Raw genomic sequence first — 21,699 nt, forward strand, 5'->3', positions numbered from 1 at the left:
TCAGCGCTGCCAGAAGGTGGGGGTGAGCAGCACCAGCAGGGTGAAGATCTCGAGCCGGCCGAGCAGCATGGCAAAGCACAGGATCCACTTGGCCGGGTCGTAGATGTCGGCGAAGTGCGGGCCGACCATGGCCAGCCCTGGACCGAGGTTGTTGATACAGGCGGCGACCGCCGAGAAGGAGGTCAGCAGGTCGAGTCCGGTGGCCGCGAGCATCAGATACATCAGCACGAAGCAGGCGACATAGAGCGAGAAGAAGCCCCATACGGCATCGACCACCCGGTGATCGATGCTCTTGCCGCCGATGCGTACCGGGATCTGCGCGTTGGGGTGGATCAGGCGACCGATCTCGCGCACGCCCTGCTTGATCAGCAGCAGGAAGCGGATGACCTTGATGCCGCCGCCGGTGGAGCCGGCGCAGCCGCCGACGAAGCTGGTGAACAGCAGCAGGATCTGCAGGAAGGGCGGCCAGAAATAGAACTCGGCGGTGGCGAAGCCGGTGGTGGTGCCGATCGAGACGGCCTGGAACAACCCCTTGGTGAAGGCGTCGTCCCAGGTGATGAAGGTGTCGGTGCGATAGAGCGCGATCGTGGCGATGGCGGTCACCGTCACCATGATCAGCAGATAGAAGCGCCACTCGCTGTCGTGGAGATAGACCCCGAGGCTGTGGCGGTGTACCGCCACGAAGTGCAGCGCGAAGTTCATCCCCGCCAACAGCATGAACACCACCGCGATCATCTCGATCAGGGTGCTGTCAAAGTGACCCATGCTGAGGTCATGGGTCGAGAAACCGCCGATGGCCACGGTCGAGAAGGCGTGACCGATGGCATCGAACAGCGTCATGCCCGCGCCCCAGTAGGCCAGTGCGCAGGCCACCGTCATCCACAGATAGATGTACCACAGCGCCTTGGCCGTCTCGGTGATGCGCGGGGTGAGCTTGGAGTCCTTCATCGGTCCCGGCATCTCGGCGCGATAGAGCTGCATGCCACCGATGCCGAGCATCGGCAGCACCGCGACGGCCAGTACGATGATCCCCATGCCGCCGAGCCACTGCAGCTGCTGGCGATAGAAGAGGATCGACTTGGGCAGCGCGTCGAGTCCGACGATCACGGTCGCGCCGGTGGTGGTCAGCCCCGAGATCGACTCGAACACCGCGTCGGTCGGCGACAGCTCCGGGTCGGGGGCGAGCAGGAAGGGCAGGGCGCCGGCCAGCCCCAGGGTGGTCCAGAACAGCACCACCACCAGAAAGCCGTCGCGCAGCCGCAGCACCGCCTGATAGCGCATCACCGGGAGAAAGATCAGCAATCCGGCGCTGAGCAGGATGGCGAAGGCGACCAGGAAGGGCCAGGCCTCGCCGTCGGCATAGATCAGCTCCACCACCACCGGTGGCAGCATGGCGAAGCTGAACACCGCCAGCAGCAGGCCCAATACCTTCTGTACTGCGGCGAACTTCATCATGGCGCTAGAGGAAGGTGACGCCGACCTGGAACAGACGCTCGACCTCGGGGATGCGGCGCTTGTCCTGGAGGAAGAGGATGACGTGGTCCTCGGACTGGATCCGGGTGTCGTGATGGGCGATCAGCACCTGGTCGCCGCGCACCAGGGCGCCGATGCTCGCGCCCTTGGGCAGACGGATCTCGGCGATGGTGCGTCCGACCACCTTGCTCGAGGTCTCGTCGCCGTGGGCGATGGCCTCGATCGCCTCGGCCGCGCCGCGGCGCAGCGAGTGCACCATCACCACGTCGCCGCGGCGCACGTGCTTGAGCAGGCTGCCGATGGTCGCCTGCTGCGGCGAGATGGCGACATCGATGGCTCCCGACTGCACCAGGTCGACATAGGAGGGGCGGTTGATCAGCGCCATCACCTTGCGCGCGCCGAGGCGCTTGGCGAGCATCGCCGAGAGGATGTTGGCCTCGTCGTCGTCGGTCACCGCGCAGAACACGTCGGTGCTCTCGATGTTCTCCTCGAGCAGCAGGTCCTGATCGGCGGCGTCGCCGTGGAGCACGATGGTCTTCTCCAGGTCCTCGGCGATGTGCTTGCAGCGCTTCAGTCCACGCTCGATGATCTTCACCCGGAAGCTGCGCTCGAGCGCGCCGGCCAGCCGCGTGCCGATGTTGCCGCCGCCGGCGATGATCATCCGTCGGTAGGTCTTGTCGAGCCGGCGCAGCTCACCCATCACCGCACGGATGTGCTCGGGTGCGGCGACGAAGAAGACCTCATCGTCGACCTCGATGACGGTGTCGCCCTCGGGTTGGATGGCGCGATCCTGGCGATAGATCGCCGCCACCCGCGCCTCGATGTTGGGCATGCGCTGGTGCAGGGTACGTAGCTCCTGACCGACCAGCGGACCGCCGTAGTAGGCCTTGACCGCCACCAGACGGATGCGCCCGCCGGCGAAGTCGAGCACCTGTAGGGTGCCGGGGTTCTCGATCAGACGGATGATGTAATCGGTGACCAGCGCCTCGGGGCTGATGGCGACATCGATCGGCAGCGCGTCGGTGCCGAACAGCCGTGGCTGGTCGAGAAAGCTCTGGGCGCGTACCCGGGCGATCTTGGTCGGGGTGTGGAACAGGGTGTAGGCGACCTGACAGGCGACCATGTTGGTCTCGTCGCTGTTGGTCACCGCGATGATCATGTCGGCGTCCTCGGCGCCGGCGCGCGCCAGCACGTCGGGGTGGGCGCCGTGACCGTAGATGGTGCGCAGGTCGAAACGGTCCTGCAGCTCGCGCAGCAGCGCCGGGTTGTGATCGACCACGGTGATGTCGTTGGCCTCGCTGACCAGGTTGGCCGCCACCGAGGTGCCGACCTGGCCGGCGCCGAGGATGATGATCTTCATGCCGCGCTTGGCCCTCGGGCGGTCGCCAGTGGCCAGCGGTCAGTCGCCAGTCGCCAGCCTCCAGTCACCAGCTTCCAGTCGCCGGTTTCCAGTCGCCGGCTACCAGTCTCCAGCTTCCAGCGGTCTGTCGATCCCTGGCGCCGTGGCGGGCGCGCCGCCGATCCGCGGCTGGTGGCCGAGCGCTGGTGGCTGGCAACTGGTGGCTGGTCGCTGGCCGCTGGCCGCTCGATCCTCATCGCCGCTCCTTGATCTCGATGCCGAGCGAGCGCAGCTTGCGGTAGAGATGGGTGCGTTCCATCCCCGCCTCCTTGGCCATCTTGCTGACGTTGCCGCCGTGTTTCTCGAGCTGGTAGTCGAGATAGGCCTTCTCGAACTGCTCGCGCGCCTGACGCAGCGGCTGGTCGAAGGAGACCAGTCCCTCGAGCGCCTGGGCCTGCACCGGCGGTGGCGCGCCGAGCGCGCTCTCGACCTCCTTCTGACTGATCTCGTCGCCGGCACCGAGGATCAGCACCCGTTGCACCAGGTTCTTCAGCTCGCGCACGTTGCCCGGCCAGGTGTAGTTGCGCAGGAAGTTCTGCGCGCCGACGCTGAAGCGCCGATAGGGCAGTTTCTCGTGGGTGGCGAAGTAGTCGAGATAGAAGTTGAGCAGGTCGGGGACGTCCTCGGCGTGCTCGCGCAGCGGCGGGATGTGCAGTGGCACCACGTTGAGGTGATAGAAGAGGTCTTCGCGGAAGCGCCCGGCCTGGACCTCTTCCTCGAGGTTGCGCTGAGTCACGGCGACGATGCGCACGTCGATGCGCACCGGCTCGCTGCCGCCGATACGCAGGAAGGAGCCGCTGTCGAGCGCGCCGAGGAGCTTGGCCTGGGCGTCGAGTTCCATGTCGGCGACCTCGTCGAGCAACAGGGTGCCGCCGGCGGCCTTCTCCAGGCTGCCGTAGTGGATGTGTTCGCCCTCCTCGGTGCCGAACAGCTCGCGCGCGGCGTTGCCGCCGGCCAGGGTGGAGACGCTGAGATCGACGAAGGGACGTTCGCGCCGCGCGCTCTGCGAGTGCAGATAGCGGGCGAAGGTCTCGCGACCGCAGCCGGCGTCGCCGGTGATCAGCACCCAGGTGTCGTGTTGGGCGATGCGCTTGACCTGTTCGCGCAGGCGCAGCATCGCCGCGCTGCGCCCGACCGGCTCGTGCACCAATGGGGTGCGACGCTTGAGTCCGATGTTCTCCTGATGGAGCTTGTCGGCCTCGAGCGCGCGCTCGACGGTGAGCAGCAGCTTGGCCATCGACAGCGGCTTCTCGAGGAAGTCGTAGGCGCCGAGGCGGGTGGCCTCGACGGCGGTCTCGACGGTGCCGTGCCCGGACATCATGATCACCGGACAGGGCAGCGAGTCCTCCTCGGCCCACTCCTTGAGCAGGGTGATGCCGTCGAGGTCGGGCATCCAGATGTCGAGCAGGATCAGGTCGGGGCGACGGTCGCGCAGCGCATGCCGGGCCGCCTCGCCATTCTCGGCGCCGGCCACGGTGTAGCCCTCGTCCTCGAGAATGTCCTGGACCAGGCCGCGGATGTCGGGCTCGTCGTCCACGACCAAGATATGGGTTGCACTCATGTCTCTGTGTGTGTTCCTCGCGCTTGAGTGTCCCGGCCGGGGGGCTGCCAGACGGGCAGTCGGATCTCGATCCGAGCGCCGGAACCGGTGTTTTCGACGACGATGATACCGCCGTGTTCCTCGATTATCCTCTTGACGATCGCCAGCCCCAGTCCGGTGCCCTTGGCCTTGGTGGTGACATAGGGCTCGAACAGTCGCTCCATCAGGTGGGGCTCGAAGCCTGGACCGTTGTCGCTGATCTCGAGCCAGACGCCATGCTGCTCGCCCGTCTCGTCCACTCCGGTGGCGACGCGGATACGACCGTCGGGGACTCCCTCGAGCGCCTCCTGGGCATTCTTGATCAGGTTGTGCAGTACCTGACGCAAGCGCAGCGCATCACCGTTGATCTGATGTTCGTCGGCGCCGAGCGCGACCTGCAGTGCGCCGGCCCCGGCGCTGCGATAGAGATCCAGCACCTCGCGCACCAGACGGTCGAACACCAGCGCCTCGGGGCGCAGCTGCGGCGAGCGGGCGTAGTCCGAGAAGTCGTTGACCATCGCCTTCATCGCCTCGACCTGCTGGATGATGGTGTGGGTGGCGCGGTCGATGACCCGGGCGTCGGCCTCCTCGGCCTTGCGCAGCAGCTTGTGACGCAGCCGCTCGGCGGAGAGCTGGATGGGGGTCAGCGGGTTCTTGATCTCGTGCGCCAGGCGTCGCGCCACCTCGCCCCAGGCCGCCTCGCGCTGGGCGGTGATCAGCGAGGTGATGTCGTCGAACACCACCACGTGTCCGGGGGCCTCGTCATCGCCGCCGGGCAGGGGGCTGCCGCGACACATCAGCGTCTGGCTGCCCTCCTGGCGCTGCAGTTGTACCTCGGCGCGCCAGGTCTGGCCGCTCGCGACCTGCTGGCGCACGGTGTCGGTCCATGGGGTGAGCCAGGGATGATGCGCGGCGATCTGGTCGAGATCCACCGCCGAGGCCTCGTCGATCTCGAGATCGAGGATCGCGCGCGCGGCCGGGTTGGCGGTGCGCAGACGGTGCTCGGCATCGAGCGCCGCGACCCCGGAGGAGAGCCGACCGAGCACCGTCTCGAGATAGTTGCGCTGGGTCTCGACGGCCTGCTGGCTGCGCTCGGCCGCGTCGCGGGCGCGGGCGATGCGCCGCGACATGGCGTTGAAGGAGGCGACCAGGAAGGCCAGCTCGTCGTCGTGACGTGGCAGCGGGATCTGCTGGCCGTAGTCACCCTCGGCGATGGCGCGGGTGGCGCGGGCGATGTCGGCCACCGGGGCGACCAGCCGTCGCGCGGTGTGGAAGGCGACGATCAGCGCCGCCATCAGGCTGAACAGCAGCACCAGCGAGAGCGTCAGCGAGAAGCTCAACTTGAGCGAGTTGCGCAGATAGGCCAGTTCGGTATAGCGGTTGTAGGCCGCCTCGAGCTGGTCGGAGAGTTCGCCGATGCGCGCCGAGGTGGGGAAGATCGCCTGCATCTGCATCGGTCGCCCGAGCGGGTCGTTGACCAGCACCCGTACGACCAGATCGGCGCCCGGCACCGAGTCGAGTCCGACATAGTTATTGCCCGCGCGCACGCTCTGCTGGATCTCGCGCTCGGCGTGGTTGGGTACCAGCTTGGTCGGGTCCTCGCTGGCGTTGGCCAGCACCTGGCCGTTGCCGCCGTAGACGGTCAGCTCGATCGCCCCGGCCTGGCGGCGCAGGCTGTCGAGGCTCAGCGCGATCGCCGTCGAGGAGCGGTCCTCGATGCTCACCAGCAGCTGTTCGGTGTACTTGCTCAGTACCCGCTGGTTGAGGTCGAGCGAGGCCTGGTTGAGCACCAGGGCGTCTTCCATCGCCTGGCCGATCTCGACATCGAACCAGCTGTCGATGCCACGCAGCAGGAAACCCAGGGAGAAGTAATAGACGGTGCCCACCGGCAGCAGCGAGAGCACCGCGAACAGCGCCACGATCCGCGCCGTCAGCCGCGACCCGGCGGCCTGCTGGCGATAGCGCCGGACCAGACGGACGACGTTGAAGCCGACCAGCAGCGCCAGCACCCCGAGCCCGGCGAGCACCACGAAGAGCAGCGGTACGAAGGCCCGGCTGAGCGCTTCGGAGTTGGCCACCGAGTCGCGCATCAGCACCAGCACCACGAACAGCGCGGCGATCAGGGTCGCCACCGGCAGGGTGCCGAGCCCGAGTCCGCGTAACCGGCTCACGGTTGCAGTGGCCATTTGGTCCACCCGCTCGAGAGTTTCCAGGCCGGTTTGAGGTAGGCCATCGGGCGCAGCGGCAGCGGTAGCGCCTCGATCTCCAGGGTGGTGCGCAGCTGCACCTCGTAGTCGTTGTCGGGGGTGAGCCTCGCGGCGCCGAGCAGGCGCAGGTCGACGAGGTCGCCGAGCGCGCGCAGCGCCGCCTCGCGCGAGACGAAGCTGCGCCCTCCGGTATCGGGCAGGGTATAGACCTGATAGCGCTCGGAGAGCGGCTTGTAGCGGATGACGCGGCGCAGCTGCAGGTCGGTGAGGCTGTCCTCCCACAGCCAGGCGCCGCTGCGGCGGACCTGGATGTGGATCAGCACCGTCAGCGGTACGCCGTTGTCGAGCGCCTCGAGCGCCTCGGTGCTGAAGCCGTAGTCGATCTCGGCGCCGAGGAGATAGCCACGCTCCTCGTCGAGTCGGGTGTCGAGGCGCTGTACCCGGAAGTCATCGCCGGCGACCGCCAGCGAGATCCAGGCGAGCAGGACACCGAGGACGAATGCCGTCGACGAGGTTCGCAGACGCCGTGCCCTCATGAGGCCGGCTTCTCGAGCAGGGCGTAATAGAAGCCGTCGCTGCCGCCGCTGCTGGGCAGCAGCTGACGACCATGGGGTCGGGCGACGCCGGGCGCGCCGGGCAGCGGGCACTCGTGGGCCTCGGGGTGGCGCTCGAGGAAGGCGGCGACCTGGCGATGGTTCTCGTCGCCGAGCAGCGAGCAGGTGGCGTAGAGCAGTCGGCCGCCGGGGGCGAGCAGCGGCCAGATCGCCTCGAGGATGGCGCGCTGCTGGTCGCAGAGCGCGGCGATGTCCTCGGCGCGTCGCAGCCATTTGATGTCGGGGTGGCGACGGATCACCCCGGTGGCCGAGCAGGGCACGTCGAGGAGGATGCGCTCGAAGCCTGGCGCGGCCCAGTCGCCCTCGGGGCGGGCGGCGTCTGCTTCGACCAGGGTCGCGCGCAGACCGAGCCGGTCGAGCAGCGCGGCGACCGACTGCAGCCGCTCGCCGTCGACGTCGAGTGCGGTCAGCGCCAGCTCGCCGCCGGCGCGCTCGAGGATCGCCGCGCTCTTGCCGCCGGGCGCGGCGCAGGCGTCGAGTACCCGCGTCCCAGGCGCGGCCTCGAGCAGTTCGGCGGCGAGCTGGGCACCGGCGTCCTGTACCGACACCCGTCCCTCGACGAAGCCCGGCAGGCGTTCGGTCGGGCGTGCGTGAGCGAGGGTCAGCCCGTGCGGGCAGCCGGCGGCGGGTGCGGCATCGATCCCTTCGGCGGCGAGTTCGGCGAGATAGTCGGCGCGGGTGCCGCGCAGCGGATTGACCCGCAGGGTCATCGGCGCGCGGGTGTCGCTGGCGGCGATGATCCGCTCCCAGTCGTCGGGCCAGTCGCGGCGCAGCTGCTCGCGCAGCCACTCGGGCACCGGCCAGCGTACCCGGGGGTTGTGCTCGATCGCCGCGAGCAGGGTCTCGCGCTCGCGCAGGAAGCGGCGCAGCAGGGCGTTGACCAGCCCGGCCTTGCCCGGTCGCGAGAGTTGGCGGGTGGCCTCGACCGTGGCCGCGACCGCGGCGTGCGGTGGGGTCTTCATCGCGGTGAGCTGATAGAGCCCGATCAGGATCAGCGCCTGGAGTTCGGCCTCGCGCTTGGGCAGCGGACGATGCAGCAGCTGTCCGGCGAGTGCCTCGAGCCGTGGCAGGGTGCGCAGTGCGCCATAGGTCATCTCCTGGACCAGGGCGCGATCGGCGGCCTGGGCCGGCAGGCGTAGCCGTTGCAGCACCCGGGTGAGCGACTGACCGCGATCACGGACCTGGTGCAGCGCGCGCGCGGCGGTGGCGCGTGCAGCGGCGCCGCTGCCGTCGGGGCGGGGGGCGGGGCGGGGATCAGCCAAGCAGGACACCCTCGAGATTGCGGGCGTTGATGAAGGCGGCGGCCTCCATCGGGCGCTTGCCGGAGGGCTGGAGGCGGGTGATGCAGAGCAGGCCCTCGCCGGTGGCGACCCGGATGCCGTGCTTGTCGGCGCCGACGACGCGACCGGGTTCGGCCGTGGTGGCCTCATCCAGCGCGCGGGCGCCCCAGACCCTGAGCTGCTCGTCGTCGAGCCGGGTATGGGCGACCGGCCAGGGGTCGAAGGCGCGCACCTGGCGCTCGATCGCCACGGCCGGGGCGCTCCAGTCGATCAGCGCCTCGTCCTTGGTGAGCTTGTGGGCATAGGTCGCCGCCTCGTCGTCCTGCGCCTCTGCGGGACGCGTGCCATCGGCGATCCCGGGCAGGGCCTCGACCAGGGCGCGCGCGCCGAGTTCGGCGAGCCGGTCGTGAAGACTGCCGCCGGTCTCGTCGGCGGCGAGCGGGGTGTCGAGGCGGTGATAGACCGGACCGGTGTCGAGTCCGGCCTCCATCTGCATGATGCAGACCCCACTGGTGGGGTCGCCGGCGAGCACCGCGCGCTGGATCGGCGCCGCGCCGCGCCAGCGCGGCAGCAGCGAGGCGTGGACGTTGACGCAGCCCAGGCGCGGCGCGTCGAGCACCGTCTGGGGCAACAACAGGCCGTAGGCGACCACGACCATCAGGTCGGCCTCGAGCGCGGCCAGTTCGGCCACCGCTTCGGGATCGCGCTTGAGGCTCTGGGGCTGATGGACGGGGATCGCGTGTTCGAGCGCGAGCTGCTTGACCGGGCTGGCCTGGAGTTTGCGGCCGCGTCCGGCGGGACGATCGGGTTGGGTGTAGACGCCGACCACCTGGTGGCCTGCGGCGATCAGCGCGGCGAGGCTCGGGCAGGCGAAATCGGGCGTCCCGGCGAAGATGATTCGCAGTGCACGCATGGGAGAGTCGGTCTGGGTCTGGGTTGATGTCGAGGTGACAGCGGGAGACGGTGGCATCAGATCGCGGTCCGGTGCGCCGTGTCGACGACACCGTGATGACGCTTGCTGACTTTCTCGAGCTTGCGGCGGATACGCTGGCGCTTGAGCGAGGAGATGTGGTCGACGAACAGCTTGCCGTTGAGGTGGTCGAGTTCGTGCTGGATGCACACCGCCAGCAGACCGTCGGTCTCGAGGGTGAAGGGCTTGCCGTCGCGGTCGAGCGCCTTGACCTGTACCCGTTCGGCACGGGTGACCGATTCGTAGAATCCGGGGACCGACAGACAGCCTTCTTCCATCTGCTCTTCGCCCTCGCGCTCGAGGATCTCCGGGTTGATCAGACACAGCGGCTGGTCATGATCCTCGGAGATGTCGATCACCACGATGCGCTTGTGAACATTGACCTGGGTCGCGGCGAGTCCGATTCCCGGGGCAGCGTACATGGTCTCGAGCATGTCGTCGATCAGCCGACGCACGGCATCGTCGACCTGGTCGACCGGTTTTGCCGCCTTGCGCAGCCGGGGATCGGGAAAGGTGAGGATTTCGAGCATGGCCATGGTTCGTTGAGTGTCGGGTCCGCGAGTGGAAGGGGGCGCCTGGACTGCGCTACTATCGGAATCAATACTATACCCCGTATTGGGGGCGGGTGAATCCCGTTTCGACCGTCACGGAGGGTCCATGCGCGCTCCCTGCTCGCTTCGTGTGCTGGCACCGCTGCTGCTCGTGCTCCTTGTCCCTGCGCCGACACGCGCCGAGGTGGCTCTCGCCCCAGATGCCCCCGGTCGCTACGTAGTGCGCTCGGGCGACACCCTGTGGGGTATCGCCGGGCGCTTCCTTCGCGACCCCTGGCGCTGGCATGCGCTGTGGCGCGCCAACCCCGGGATCGCCAATCCCGACCTGATCTACCCCGGCGACCTGCTCGAACTCGTCGAGGTCGACGGCGAGCCGCAGTTGCAGCTGACCCGCGGTGGCGGCGACCGGACCCTCGGCTACCGGGACGGGATGCGCGTGGTCAAGCGCTCGCCCCAGGCCCGCGTGACCTCGCTCGAGGATGCGGTGCCGGTGATCCCGGTCGCCTCGATCGCACCCTTCCTCACCCAGCCGCTGGTGGCCGACTCCGATCAGGTCGAGCGCGCGGCCTATGTGGTCGGTTTCCCCGACGAGCACCTCGTCGTCGGCACTTTCGACTCGATCTACGTGCGTCGGCTCGCGCGGGCCGACTCCGCGCGCTACCAGGTGGTGCGTCCGGGTAAGGCGCTGCGTGACCCTGACACCAATGAACTGCTCGGCTACGAGGTCGAGTTCGTCGCCACCGCCGCGCTCGAGCGTGTCGGCGATCCGGCCAAACTGCGCATCGCCCGCGCCGAGCGCGAGGTCGGCATCGGCGACCGGGTGATCCCGGCCGAGCAGGAGCGCTCGCTCGAGAATTTCTACCCCGAGCCGGGTCCCGCCGGGGTCCGTGGTCGCATCCTCTCGGTGCTCAAGGGGGTGTCGCAGATCGGTCAGTTCGATGTCGTGATCCTGAACAAGGGGGAGCGTGACGGTATCAAGGCCGGTCATGTGCTCGAGGTCTTCATCGGCGGCGAGACTGCGCCCGACCAAGTGCGTCGGGGTGGCTTCGATTGGAACTGGCGCGATGACTCGCCGCTCGACAGCGAGTTCTGGTTCGGCGATTTCTCCTTCGAGGGGTGGCGCGCCGATCCGCCCGGAGAGGACGGCATGCCGCTGCACGCCGACATGCGTCGTGACCGCGACACCTATCTCCGACCCTATGAACGGGCTGGCGTGGTGATGGTATTCCGCGTCTTCGATAGGGTTAGCTTTGCGCTGGTACTCGAGGCCTACCGCGCCATGGCGGTCGGTGACCGGGTCGCCCCGCCGCCGGCCTGAACGGGGTCGCGGTGACGCACGAGGCGCTCGAGTCCTGGCTGACCCTGGTCAATGCCCCGGGGATCGGTCCACGGACTGCCGCCCAGTTGCTCGAACGCTACGGCGATCCTGCGGCGATCCTCGCCCAGCCCGCGCGCCAACTCACCGCCGCCGGACTGCGCCCGGAGACGGTCGTGGCGCTCGCCAATCCGGCGCGCGAGCCGATCGAGCGGGTGCTGCGCTGGGCCGAGCAGCCGGGGGCCTGGGTGCTCACCGGCAATGATCCGCGCTACCCGCCGCGCCTCGCCCAGCTCGACGACGCCCCGCCGCTGCTCTATGTGCGTGGCGATCCGGCGCTGCTCGCCGAACCCCAGATCGCCATCGTCGGCAGTCGCAACCCGACCCCGGGCGGCGCCGAACTCACCCATGCCTTCGCTCGCGAGCTGGCCGGATACGGGCTGGTGGTGACCAGTGGGTTGGCCTCCGGGGTCGATGCCGCCGCCCATCTCGGCGCGCTCGAGCGCGGGCGCACCATCGCGGTGCTCGGCACCGGCCCCGATCGGGTCTATCCGGCCGCGCATCGCGAGCTGGCCCATCGCATCGCCGACAACGGCGCCCTGGTCAGCGAGTTCCCGCCCGGGGTCGAGCCGCTGGCGCGCAACTTCCCCAGACGCAACCGTCTGATCAGTGGTCTGTCGCTGGGCGTACTGGTCACCGAAGCGGCGCTCAAGAGCGGCTCCTTGATCACCGCGCGACTCGCTCTCGAGCAGGGGCGAGAGGTGTTCGCGGTGCCCGGTTCGGTGCGCAATCCGTTGGCGCGCGGCTGTCACGCACTGATCCGCGATGGCGCGCGATTGCTCGAGGATGCGCGCGAGGTGCTCGCCGAGCTTGCGCCGCAATTGCGCGCCTTGCTCGAACAACCGCGCGAGGCATCGACCTCGCCCGACTTGCTGCCGCCGGGGCTCGATGACACCGCAGCGCGGGTGCTCGAGGCGATGGGGCGCGACCCGGTCGCCCCCGACGAGCTGAGTGCCCGCACCGGGTTGGCGGCGCAGCAGATCCTCTCGACCTTGTTGGTCCTGGAACTGGACGCTCATGTATCATCGCTGCCGGGTGGTCGCTATTGTCGTCGCGACGGCGCCGCGCGCGGTGACGCGCCGCCGTCGGTGTAAGCGACGCGTCGCGAGGCCAGTGACGATCCCCTGGGCGCATCCTGGCGCCGCTTTCCGCCAGTCGCCCGGCTGGCGCCGCCCACGAGGTTGGCTGATGTTCGAAAACATGGTCGATGTTCTGATCTATCTCTACGAGAATTATATGGACGGTGGGGAGCGCGCCCCCATCGACCCGCATGTGCTTGAGGATGAACTCTCCGAGGCGGGCTTCAACAGCGACGAGATCGAGCAGGCGCTGCGCTGGCTCGACGAGTTGGCCGACGAGGTCGAGGCCCCGCAGTATGTCCCGCAGGATCTGGGGTACGCCGCCGATTCGCTTCGTGTCTATGCCGAGCGGGAGTGTGCCAAGCTCAGTGCCGAGGCACGTGGTTTCCTGCTGGCGCTGGAGCAGAACGGAATCCTCGATCCGCTCGGCCGGGAGCTGGTGATCGACCGGTTGTTGGCGACTCATCTGTCGCAGGTGACGGCCGATGAGGTCAAGTGGGTCGTCTTGCTGGTCTTGCTGAACCGACCCGGTCAGGAGGACGCCTTCAGTCAGATGGAGGAGATGGTCTACGACGGGGGGCAGGCCTACCTGCACTGAGACGCGCCGCGCACCGGGGCGGGCCCGGTGCCGATCGGTGCGTGCGCTCTGGCCCCTTGTGGGGACTCCGAGCGCACCGCTAAACTGCCCGCATTCCGCGCCGGACCTGGTCCCTGCGTCGGTGGATCTCCGCGCCGCCCGTGTCCGTTTGCGCCGTCCCGTCGTGCTCTCGCGTGGCGGTGCCGGCGTCACGTCCACCGCCTTGACCCAATGACCGCTGTCCCGGCAGGCTTCAGTCACACCCACATGGCCGACCAAGACCACAGATGAATCTCGTTATCGTCGAATCACCTGCGAAGGCAAAGACCATCAAGAAATACCTCGGCCCGGACTTCGACGTGGTCGCCTCCTACGGCCATGTCCGCGATCTGGTGCCCAAGGAGGGGGCGGTCGATCCCGAGCACGGCTTCGCGATGAAGTACCAGGTGATCGAGCGCAACGAGAAACACGTCCAGACCATCGCCAAGAAGCTCAAGGGGGCCGAGGCGCTGTATCTGGCCACTGACCCCGATCGCGAGGGCGAGGCGATCTCCTGGCATCTCTTTGAACTGCTCAAGGGGCGTCGCCAGCTCGGCGAACGGGCGGTGCACCGGGTGGTGTTCAACGAGATCACCAAGCGCGCGGTGCAGGAGGCGGTGGCCAATCCGCGCGAACTCTCGCTCGACATGGTCAATGCGCAGCAGGCCCGGCGTGCGCTCGATTATCTGGTCGGCTTCAATCTGTCCCCCTTGCTGTGGAAGAAGATCCGTCGGGGTCTCTCAGCGGGACGGGTGCAGAGCCCGGCGCTGCGCCTGATCTGCGAGCGTGAGGCCGAGATCGAGCGCTTCGAGCGCCAGGAGTACTGGAGCATCGAGGCCGACGCCGACAAGGACGCCAAGCGCTTTGTCGCCAAGCTGATCCAGCTCGAAGGGGCCAAACTCGAACAGTTCTCGATCACCGACGGCGAGCGCGCCGAGGCGGTACGCCAGCAGCTCGAGCAGGCCGCCGCCGGCACCCTGGTGGTCGAGTCGGTCAAGCGCAAGCAGCGCAAGCGTCACCCGGCGCCGCCCTTCACCACATCCACCCTGCAGCAGGAGGCCGCGCGCAAGCTCGGCTTCACCGCCCAGCGCACCATGCGCGTGGCTCAGCAGCTCTACGAGGGTGTCGACGTCGGCGCCGGTGCCGTCGGTCTGATTACCTACATGCGTACCGACTCGGTCAACCTCGCCCAGGAGGCGCTCGAGGAGATCCGTCAGTGCGTCGCCGATCGCTATGGCGCCGATCACCTGCCGCCGCAGCCGCGCTTTTTCAAGACCAAGTCGAAGAACGCCCAGGAGGCCCACGAGGCGGTGCGCCCGACCTCGGTGCTGCGCGACCCGGCCTCGCTCAAGGCGCACCTCAACCAAGAACAACAGCGTCTCTACGAACTGATCTGGAAGCGCACCCTGGCCTGCCAGATGGCCCATGCGCTGATCAACCAGGTGGCGGTCGATCTCAGCGCCGGGGACGGCAACCTGTTCCGCGCCACCGGCTCGATGGTGGCCGAGCCGGGCTTCATGCGGGTCTATCTCGAAGGGCGCGACGACGCCAAGGGCGGCGACGACGACGAGGAACGAATGCTCCCGGAGATGCAGGAGGGCGACCGGGTGAACCTGCTCGCGATCCGTCCCGAACAGCACTTCACCGAGCCGCCGCCGCGCTACACCGAGGCCTCGCTGGTCAAGGCGCTGGAGGAGTTCGGCATCGGTCGTCCCTCGACCTATGCCACCATCATCTCCACCCTGCAGGATCGTGAGTACGTGGTGCTCGACAAGAAGCGCTTCCTGCCGACCGACGTCGGTCGGGTGGTCAACCGCTTCCTCACCGAGTACTTCACCTCCTATGTCGACTACGACTTCACCGCCCGGCTCGAGGATGACCTCGACGCCATCTCGCGCGGCGAGGTCGATTGGATTCCGCTGCTCGAACGTTTCTGGCAGCCCTTCAAGGAGCAGGTCGATCACACCCAGGCCAACGTCAAGCGCAGCGACGTCACTCAGGAGCGCATCGACGAGGTCTGTCCCAAGTGCGGTGGTCAGCTCTCGATCCGGCTCGGGCGCAATGGCCGTTTCATCGGCTGTACCAACTACCCGGACTGCGACTATACCCGCGACCTCAATCCCGACCAGAGCGAGACCGAGGCCCCCGAGGTGGTCGAGGGGCGCAGTTGTCCCGAGTGCGGCTCGCCGCTGGAGATCAAGCGTGGGCGCTACGGTAAGTTCATCGGCTGCAGCGCCTATCCCAAGTGCCGTCATATCGAGCCGCTGGAGAAGCCCGAGGATACCGGCGTGCCCTGTCCCAAGTGCGGCAAGGGGACTCTGCAGAAGAAGAAATCGCGCCGTGGCAAGATCTTCTACTCCTGCTCGACCTATCCCAAGTGCGACTATGCGGTCTGGGACCAGCCGCTCGACGAGCCCTGTCCGCGCTGTGGCTGGCCGATACTCACCCTCAAGGTGACCAAGACCAAGGGCGCCTCCAAGGTCTGTCCGCAGAAAGAGTGCGGCTATCGTGCCCCGGTCGAGCAGTCCGGCGGCGGGGACGAGGGCGGGTGAGCGCGGCGCTTGTCCCTGCCCAGCGTCATCGGGTGCGGCTCGCTGCCGCCTGGCTGCGTGCCGGGGCGGTGGTGGGCTATCCCACCGAGGCCGTCTACGGGCTCGGCTGCGATCCGCGCGACCGCGGGGCGGTCTCTCGCATCCTCGAGATCAAGCAGCGTGACCCGGCCAAGGGGCTGATCCTGATCGCCGCCGACTACGCCCAGCTCGCGCCCTATGTCGAGTCGCTCGAGGCCACGCGCATGGCTAAGGTCCGGGCGAGCTGGCCCGGGCCCAACACCTGGTTGCTGCCGGCGCGCCCGAGCACCCCCGACTGGCTCACCGGTCGCTTCTCCACCCTGGCGGTGCGGGTCACCGCCCATCCGCTGGCCGCGGCGCTGTGTCGTGCCTATGGTGGCGCCATCGTCTCGACCAGCGCCAATCGTGCCGACCGACCGCCGGCCCGAACCGCACGCTCGCTGCGCCTGGCGCTCGCCGGCGACGGCCCCGACCACCTCCTCCATGGCGCCTGTGGTGGCGCTGATCGTCCATCGGTGATTCGCGATGCCGCCAGCGGTCGCGTCCTGCGCGGTTGATCCGCCGACAGGGCTTGTTGTTCGGCGCTCACGCCGATATCTCACCGAGATGGTCGGAAGACTTCGGGTGGGGAGGCGTGGATGTTCAGTGCCACAGCGACGGCGATTCGTTGGGTCGAGCAGGGGCTGGTGCCGGATGGGGTGACGCGCGGCGGTATTCGCGCGCTGCTGCGTCAGCGCCTGGCGAGCCTGCCGTGGGATGATTGCGAGGCGGCCCTGGCGCAACAGCGGGCGCTGATCGCGAGGATGGATGACTCGGCCATCGCCGAGGTGCCGCAACGCGCCAACGAGCAGCATTACGAGCTGCCGGCGGCCTTCTTCGCCACCGTGCTCGGACCGCGGCGCAAGTACAGCTGCTGCTACTGGCCCGAGGGTGTCGACCGGCTCGAGCGGGCCGAGGAGGTCGCGCTCGCGGCGACCCTGGAGCGCGCCGATATCCGTGATGGTCAGCGCGTACTCGAACTCGGCTGCGGCTGGGGCGCCTTCAGCCTCTATCTGGCCGAGCGCCTGCCGGGCTGTCGTATCACCGCCGTCTCCAACTCTCATGCCCAACGCCGCTTCATCGAGGCCGAGCGCGACCGGCTCGGGCTCGACGGGCTCGAGGTGGTCACCGCCGACATGAACGACTTCCAGCCCGACGGGCGCTATGACCGCGTGGTCTCGCTGGAGATGTTCGAGCATATGCGCAACCACCGTCGGCTGCTCGGACGCATCCACGATTGGCTACAGCCGGGCGGACGGATGCTGATGCACATCTTCTGTCACCGCCATCATCCCTACTTCTTCGAGGACGACGGCCCGAGCGACTGGATGACCCATTACTTCTTCGCCGGCGGGTTGATGCCGAGCGACGACCTGCCGCTGTACTTTCAGGACCGGCTGCGCCTGATCGATCGCTGGCGCTGGAACGGGCTGCACTATGCCCACACCCTGGAGGCCTGGCTGGCGCGCATGGATGGCGCGCGCGAGCGAGTCTGGCCGCTGCTCGAGCAGACCTACGGGACGGCGGATGCGCCGCTGTGGTGGCGGCGCTGGCGACTGTTCTTCATGGCCTGCGCCGAGCTGTTCGCCTTCCGCGATGGTCAGGAGTGGTACGTCGGGCACTATCTGTTCGAGCGCCCGGCGTGAGACCCTGAATCGTCACGCTCGGGCGCGGGCGGGAGAGCGCTGCCTCAGAGCTTGAGTCCGGCGGCGAGCCCGGCGAGGAAGGCCGCCGTGCCCGAGAGGTTGGCTGCGAGCAGATCGAAGAGCGCCTGTGTATGCGCACGGGTCCAGGCGCTCCAGGTGTCGTAGTGCCCCTCGAGTCCGGCCCAGTTGATCTCCACCACGCCGATCGACTGCAGCCCGACCAGGGCGATCAGGATCACTCCGCCTACCACCAGTGCCACCTTGAAGGCGAATTTGAGCGCGAAGCCGAGCGCCAGCCCGACCATGAAAGAAAAGCCCAGGGTGAGAAAGAAGCTCTGGTCGAACAGCTCGCCGGCCTCGGTGCCGAACTGCTCGGTCGGGGGCTGCGCCCGAGCGTTCCCGGCCCCCCAGAGCAGTGGCAGCAAGGGGAGCACGCGCAGGCGGCCAGTGCGGGACGAACGGGTCGGGTCGGACATGCGGGGTCTCGGTCAATGCGGTCAGCGGAAACCGAAACATTATCCGGGGAACGGTGGTCGGCTGCCAGTCGGTGGCCTCCGGCGATCAGCTGCCAGCTGCCAGCTGCCAGCTGCCAGCCGCCAGATCGCTGGAGAGCGTCGAACCGCAAAGCCGCCAAGATCGCGAAGGAGAGAACAGCGGTATGCCGGGTTGGCGGTAACATCGACGTCGCCGCCTACGGACGAACCTCGCCGCTCACCTCCGGTGCGCACGCTGTGCTTTGCTCTCACTCGGGGCTGAAGACTTTTCTCCCCCTTGGCGTCCTTTGCGACTTTGTGGTGCGACATGAAAGCCGCAAAGGGCGCGAAGGAAAGGACGGTCGTGTGCCGGGTTGGCGGCGACATCGACGTCGACGCCTACCGACGAACCTCGCCGCTCACCTCCGGTGGGTACGCTGTGCTTTGCTCTCACTCGGGGCTGAAGACTTTCCTCCCCTTGGCGTCCTTTGTGACTTTGCGGTTCAACCTTTGCGGTTCAACCTTTTGGCCGCTGGCCTCAGCCGCCCTCGGTCTCCGCCTGGAAGAGTTCCAGTCGCGCGGCCTGGCTGACGGCGACGACAGCGGGGTGGCGCAGGCGGCGCTCGGCGGAGATCGCGTAGTAGCGTTCGCGCACCGCCTCGGTCGCGCCGATCGTCTCGACCCCGTGCTGACGCCGGGTCTCCTCGGCGATCACGCTGGGCGAGACGAAGACCCCGACCCCGGCCTGGCCGAAGGCCTGCATCAGCGCTCGGTCCTCGAACTCGCCGACGACCCGTGGACGGATGTCGAGCTGGTCGAGCCACTGCATCAGCGCGCCGCGCAGCGCGGTGTTGAGCGCCGGGATCAGCATCGGCGCCTGGTGCAGCGATTGCGGGAAGCCCGTGCGATAACGCTTGGCCAGTGCCGGGGCGGCGAAGAAGGTGATGCCGCACTCGCCGAGCGGGTGGTTGAAGGCGCGGACATTGAGCGCCCCGGCCAATGGGGTGTCGGCGAGCACCATGTCGAGTTTGTGCACCGCGATGTCGGCGAGCAGGGCCTCGAGCTTGCCCTCGCGACAGTGGATGCGCACTGGCTCGGCGAGGTGCAGCGCGGGCTCGAGCAGCCGGTAGGCGACCATCTTCGGTACCACGTCGACCACCCCGACGGTGAACTGCAGCGGTCGGCCGCTGGTCCGCCCCTGCAATGCTTCCTCCATCTCCGCGCCGAGGCGGAAGATCTCGTCGGCAAAGTTGAAGGCCAGGCGGCCGGTTTCGGTTAGCGTCAGCCCGCGTCCGCGACGGTCGAACAGCCGGGTGCCGAGCTGGTCCTCGAGCACCCGTAGCTGGCCGCTGATGGTCTGCGGGGTGAGATGCAGCGCCTCGGCGGCGCGGACTACGCCACCCTCCTTGGCGACCATCCAGAAATAATAGAGATGGTTGTAGTTACTGCCACGCATCGCCTTTTGTTCGTTTTTTTCGATATCAGATCTAGAAAAGATTCGAATTATATTGATCGAAACCTTGTCTTACACTCTGTTGTCACTGACAGTGGAAGGTATCGTCGCGCGACGGTGCGTGACCACCGAACGAACATCATGAGGTAATCCGCAAGATGAATGCACAGGACCAAACCGCAATCGAAGGGCTGTTCCAGCGCCTGCAGCAGGCCGAGACCCAGTCCGGTCAGCGTGACCCCGAGGCGGAGAAGCTGATCCATGACATGATTTCCCGTCAGCCGGCAGCCCCCTATCTGATGGCCCAGGCGGTGCTGGTGCAAGAGCACGCGCTGAAGAACCTGCAGGGGCGGGTCGAAGATCTCGAGAAGCAGCTCGCCGAGCGTCCGCAGCAGGGCGGTGGTGGTTTCCTTGGCGGTCTGTTCGGTGCCGGTTCGCAGCAGCAGGCCCCGCAGCAGCAGGCGCGGCGCTCGAGCGGTAGTGGCTGGGGTGCCGGGCGTGGCGCGCAGCCCCAGGGACCGGGGGCCGCGCCCTTCCAGCAGGGTCAGGCCGGTGGCGGCGGTGGCTTCCTCGCCGGTGCGGCGCAGACCGCCATGGGCGTGGCCGGCGGCGTGTTGCTCGGTAACGCCATCGCCGGCATGTTCGCCGACGATGCCGAGGCCGCCGACCTCCCCGCTGAGCCGGAGATGCCGGCCGAGCCGGAGATGATGCAGGATCCGATGGAGGCGATGCCCGAGGACGAGGGCTTCGGCGACTTCGGTGACTTCGGCGGCGAGGAGTTCTGAGGCCGTCCGCGCCGGTCGGTGCCGGGGGCCGTCAGCCCCGCACCGACCGGCGCAGCAGGCGGCGACCGTCGGTCGCCGCCACCACCGCGATGAATCCCACCAGGGCGGCCCCGCCCACCGTCAGCGACGACCCGTTCGCCTTCGTCGTCAGCCATTGCGCGAGTAGATAAAGTCCGATGCCGAGGGCGAGATAGCCGAGTACCCGTCCGATCTCGTAGGGCACCGGGTAATAACGGCGTCCGAGCAGGTAGGACAGCACCACCATGCTCGCATAACACACCAGGTGCGCCCAGGCCGCGCCGACATAGCCGTGGATCGGTACCCACCACCACAGCAGCACCACCGTGATCGCGGCGCCGATCAGTGACACCCCGGCGCCAAGCAGGGTACGGTCGGTGAGCTTGTACCAGATCGAGAGGTTGACATAGACCCCGAGCAGCATGCCGGCGATCAGCAGGATCGGCACCACGTCGAGTCCCGCCCGGTATTCGGGGCCGACGAAGAGACCGAACAGCTCCAGGAACAGCGACACCACGAGGAAGATGAGCACGCAACAGATCACGAACCAGTTGAGCACCAGGGCGTAGACCGCGCGGGCGTCGCGCTCGCGGGCATAGGCGAAGAAAAAGGGTTCGCCGGCATAGCGAAAGGCCTGGATGAACAGCGCCATCAGGATCGAGAGCTTGTAGCAGGCGCTGTAGATGCCGAGCTGGGCGAGGTTGGTGGCGTCGTCATAGGGCAGCAGGTACTTGAGCGCGGCGCGATCGAGCATCTCGTTGACGATCCCCGCCAGCCCGATCACCACCATCGGCGCCGAGTAGCGGATCAGACTGCGGAACAAGGTCCCCTGGAAGCCGCCGAGACCGTCGCGCAGCTGTGGTGCAAGCAACCCGAGCTTGATCAGGCTGGCAATGAGGTTGGCGATGAAGACGTAGCCGATGCCGATCGCCGGGTCCCACAGCGCCCCCAGGAACGAGTTGGGATCCTGCTCGAAGGCGGGACGGCAGAGACCGACGAAGAACACCGTCAGCCCGATGTTGGCGCCGATCTCGAGCAGCTTGATCGCGGCGAAGCGCGCCGCGCGCTCCTCGGCGCGCAGTCGCGCAAAGGCCGCCGCGCCGAGCGCGTCGGTGGTGAGGATGGCCGCGCACCACCAGATGTACTCGGGGTGTTCGGGGTGGCGCAGCAGCGCCGCCAGCGGCTCGCTCGCCAGCAGCGCGCCGAGCAGGAACAGCAGGTTGCCGACGAGCAAGGTCTGCACCACGGTGCCGTAGACCCGCTCGGGTGCCCAGGCGTCGCTGTTGCGGAAGCGGAAGTAGCCGGTCTCCAGCCCGAAGGTGAGCACCACTGCGAGAAAGCCCATGTAGGCGTAGAATTCGGCGACCACGCCGTAGGACTGGGGCGCGAAGCTGTAGGTCAGCAATGGCACCAGCAGATAGTTGAGGAAGCGCCCGAGGACGCTGCTGACGCCGTAGATGGCGGTCTGCGAGGCGAGTCGTTTCAGTGGGTTCAAGATCGATGCTCTCGGCTTGTGCGGGCAGGGCGCATATTCTAAACCCTGTCGTTGGTCCGCGATGTCAGGGGCTGCTG

Annotated in this window: 18 protein-coding genes; 7 read left to right on the forward strand and 11 right to left on the reverse strand. The window is 67.9% G+C overall.

The window, feature by feature from the left end; all coding sequences use genetic code 11:
* The 8 genes from MARPU_RS04130 to def all read right to left on the reverse strand — a co-directional run bounded on the left by MARPU_RS04130 (position 1) and on the right by def (position 10,058).
* The gene (locus MARPU_RS04130) at positions 1-1,452 is read right to left on the reverse strand and encodes a TrkH family potassium uptake protein (protein WP_025275099.1); all 1,452 of its coding nucleotides are present in this window, start codon (positions 1,450-1,452) and stop codon (positions 1-3) included.
* 7 nt (positions 1,453-1,459) lie between these two features.
* Positions 1,460-2,833: a Trk system potassium transporter TrkA gene (trkA, locus tag MARPU_RS04135; RefSeq protein WP_005224414.1), complete on the reverse strand. Its 1,374-nt coding sequence runs from the start codon at positions 2,831-2,833 to the stop codon at positions 1,460-1,462.
* 232 nt (positions 2,834-3,065) lie between these two features.
* Positions 3,066-4,433 carry a sigma-54-dependent transcriptional regulator gene (locus tag MARPU_RS04140; protein ID WP_005224415.1) on the reverse strand — a complete coding sequence of 456 codons (1,368 nt, stop codon included), beginning with the start codon at positions 4,431-4,433 and terminating at the stop codon, positions 3,066-3,068.
* Entirely contained in the window at positions 4,430-6,637 is a 2,208-nt protein-coding gene (locus MARPU_RS04145) for a sensor histidine kinase (RefSeq protein WP_005224416.1), read from the reverse strand. The genes MARPU_RS04140 and MARPU_RS04145 overlap by 4 nt, the downstream gene beginning before the upstream one ends.
* Positions 6,619-7,194, reverse strand: a complete 576-nt coding sequence (locus tag MARPU_RS04150) for a DUF4390 domain-containing protein (RefSeq protein WP_005224417.1) — start codon at positions 7,192-7,194, stop codon at positions 6,619-6,621. Before MARPU_RS04150 ends, MARPU_RS04145 begins: the two co-directional genes overlap by 19 nt.
* Complete coding sequence (rsmB, locus tag MARPU_RS04155; protein WP_005224418.1) at positions 7,191-8,534, reverse strand: 16S rRNA (cytosine(967)-C(5))-methyltransferase RsmB; 1,344 nt, start codon at positions 8,532-8,534, stop codon at positions 7,191-7,193. Before rsmB ends, MARPU_RS04150 begins: the two co-directional genes overlap by 4 nt.
* Positions 8,527-9,465 (reverse strand): methionyl-tRNA formyltransferase, encoded by a 939-nt coding sequence (gene fmt, locus MARPU_RS04160; protein WP_005224419.1) that lies wholly within the window; start codon positions 9,463-9,465, stop codon positions 8,527-8,529. The genes rsmB and fmt overlap by 8 nt, the downstream gene beginning before the upstream one ends.
* Before the next feature lie 56 nt (positions 9,466-9,521).
* The gene (def, locus tag MARPU_RS04165; RefSeq protein ID WP_005224420.1) at positions 9,522-10,058 is read right to left on the reverse strand and encodes a peptide deformylase; all 537 of its coding nucleotides are present in this window, start codon (positions 10,056-10,058) and stop codon (positions 9,522-9,524) included.
* 121 nt (positions 10,059-10,179) lie between these two features.
* Between def and MARPU_RS04170 the strand changes: the two genes are divergently transcribed.
* The 6 genes from MARPU_RS04170 (at position 10,180) to MARPU_RS04195 (ending at position 17,398) form a co-directional block, all read left to right on the forward strand.
* On the forward strand, positions 10,180-11,391 hold the full coding sequence (locus tag MARPU_RS04170) for a LysM peptidoglycan-binding domain-containing protein (RefSeq protein WP_005224421.1): 1,212 nt from the start codon (positions 10,180-10,182) through the stop codon (positions 11,389-11,391).
* A gap of 11 nt (positions 11,392-11,402) precedes the next feature.
* Positions 11,403-12,542, forward strand: coding sequence for a DNA-processing protein DprA (gene dprA / locus MARPU_RS04175; protein WP_005224422.1), 1,140 nt, complete (start codon positions 11,403-11,405; stop codon positions 12,540-12,542).
* A 94-nt stretch (positions 12,543-12,636) separates the two neighbouring features.
* The gene (locus MARPU_RS04180) at positions 12,637-13,125 is read left to right on the forward strand and encodes a DUF494 family protein (RefSeq protein WP_005224423.1); all 489 of its coding nucleotides are present in this window, start codon (positions 12,637-12,639) and stop codon (positions 13,123-13,125) included.
* A gap of 266 nt (positions 13,126-13,391) precedes the next feature.
* Positions 13,392-15,695, forward strand: coding sequence for a type I DNA topoisomerase (topA, locus tag MARPU_RS04185; RefSeq protein WP_005224424.1), 2,304 nt, complete (start codon positions 13,392-13,394; stop codon positions 15,693-15,695).
* The gene (locus MARPU_RS04190) at positions 15,692-16,270 is read left to right on the forward strand and encodes an L-threonylcarbamoyladenylate synthase (protein ID WP_005224425.1); all 579 of its coding nucleotides are present in this window, start codon (positions 15,692-15,694) and stop codon (positions 16,268-16,270) included. The genes topA and MARPU_RS04190 overlap by 4 nt, the downstream gene beginning before the upstream one ends.
* 81 nt (positions 16,271-16,351) lie before the next feature.
* Positions 16,352-17,398, forward strand: a complete 1,047-nt coding sequence (locus tag MARPU_RS04195) for an SAM-dependent methyltransferase (RefSeq protein ID WP_005224426.1) — start codon at positions 16,352-16,354, stop codon at positions 17,396-17,398.
* Positions 17,399-17,442: 44 nt separating this feature from the next.
* Here the strand turns inward: MARPU_RS04195 and MARPU_RS04200 are convergent, their stop codons facing one another.
* Both MARPU_RS04200 and nhaR read right to left on the reverse strand, forming a co-directional pair.
* A complete protein-coding gene (locus MARPU_RS04200) occupies positions 17,443-17,874 on the reverse strand; it encodes an FUN14 domain-containing protein (protein WP_005224427.1) in 432 nt (143 codons plus the stop codon).
* A 535-nt stretch (positions 17,875-18,409) separates the two neighbouring features.
* The gene (gene nhaR / locus MARPU_RS04205; protein ID WP_005224428.1) at positions 18,410-19,327 is read right to left on the reverse strand and encodes a transcriptional activator NhaR; all 918 of its coding nucleotides are present in this window, start codon (positions 19,325-19,327) and stop codon (positions 18,410-18,412) included.
* 155 nt (positions 19,328-19,482) lie between these two features.
* Here nhaR and MARPU_RS04210 point away from each other — a divergent pair, with 155 nt between their 5' ends.
* A complete protein-coding gene (locus MARPU_RS04210) occupies positions 19,483-20,109 on the forward strand; it encodes a DUF2076 domain-containing protein (protein ID WP_005224429.1) in 627 nt (208 codons plus the stop codon).
* A 31-nt stretch (positions 20,110-20,140) separates the two neighbouring features.
* Here the strand turns inward: MARPU_RS04210 and MARPU_RS04215 are convergent, their stop codons facing one another.
* Positions 20,141-21,622, reverse strand: coding sequence for a lipopolysaccharide biosynthesis protein (locus MARPU_RS04215; RefSeq protein WP_005224430.1), 1,482 nt, complete (start codon positions 21,620-21,622; stop codon positions 20,141-20,143).
* Positions 21,623-21,699 lie beyond the last annotated feature (77 nt).

Origin of the sequence: Marichromatium purpuratum 984 (assembly GCF_000224005.2) — a bacterium.
Taxonomy (GTDB): Bacteria; Pseudomonadota; Gammaproteobacteria; order Chromatiales; family Chromatiaceae; genus Marichromatium; species Marichromatium purpuratum.

Coding starts and splice junctions, on each gene's coding strand:
- MARPU_RS04130 (WP_025275099.1), bottom strand. CDS start 1,452: ATGAAGTTCGCCGCAGTACAGAAGGTATTGGGCCTGCTGCTGGCGGTG.
- trkA (WP_005224414.1), bottom strand. CDS start 2,833: ATGAAGATCATCATCCTCGGCGCCGGCCAGGTCGGCACCTCGGTGGCG.
- MARPU_RS04140 (WP_005224415.1), bottom strand. CDS start 4,433: ATGAGTGCAACCCATATCTTGGTCGTGGACGACGAGCCCGACATCCGC.
- MARPU_RS04145 (WP_005224416.1), bottom strand. CDS start 6,637: ATGGCCACTGCAACCGTGAGCCGGTTACGCGGACTCGGGCTCGGCACC.
- MARPU_RS04150 (WP_005224417.1), bottom strand. CDS start 7,194: ATGAGGGCACGGCGTCTGCGAACCTCGTCGACGGCATTCGTCCTCGGT.
- fmt (WP_005224419.1), bottom strand. CDS start 9,465: ATGCGTGCACTGCGAATCATCTTCGCCGGGACGCCCGATTTCGCCTGC.
- def (WP_005224420.1), bottom strand. CDS start 10,058: ATGGCCATGCTCGAAATCCTCACCTTTCCCGATCCCCGGCTGCGCAAG.
- MARPU_RS04170 (WP_005224421.1), top strand. CDS start 10,180: ATGCGCGCTCCCTGCTCGCTTCGTGTGCTGGCACCGCTGCTGCTCGTG.
- MARPU_RS04180 (WP_005224423.1), top strand. CDS start 12,637: ATGTTCGAAAACATGGTCGATGTTCTGATCTATCTCTACGAGAATTAT.
- topA (WP_005224424.1), top strand. CDS start 13,392: ATGAATCTCGTTATCGTCGAATCACCTGCGAAGGCAAAGACCATCAAG.
- MARPU_RS04195 (WP_005224426.1), top strand. CDS start 16,352: ATGTTCAGTGCCACAGCGACGGCGATTCGTTGGGTCGAGCAGGGGCTG.
- MARPU_RS04200 (WP_005224427.1), bottom strand. CDS start 17,874: ATGTCCGACCCGACCCGTTCGTCCCGCACTGGCCGCCTGCGCGTGCTC.
- nhaR (WP_005224428.1), bottom strand. CDS start 19,327: ATGCGTGGCAGTAACTACAACCATCTCTATTATTTCTGGATGGTCGCC.
- MARPU_RS04210 (WP_005224429.1), top strand. CDS start 19,483: ATGAATGCACAGGACCAAACCGCAATCGAAGGGCTGTTCCAGCGCCTG.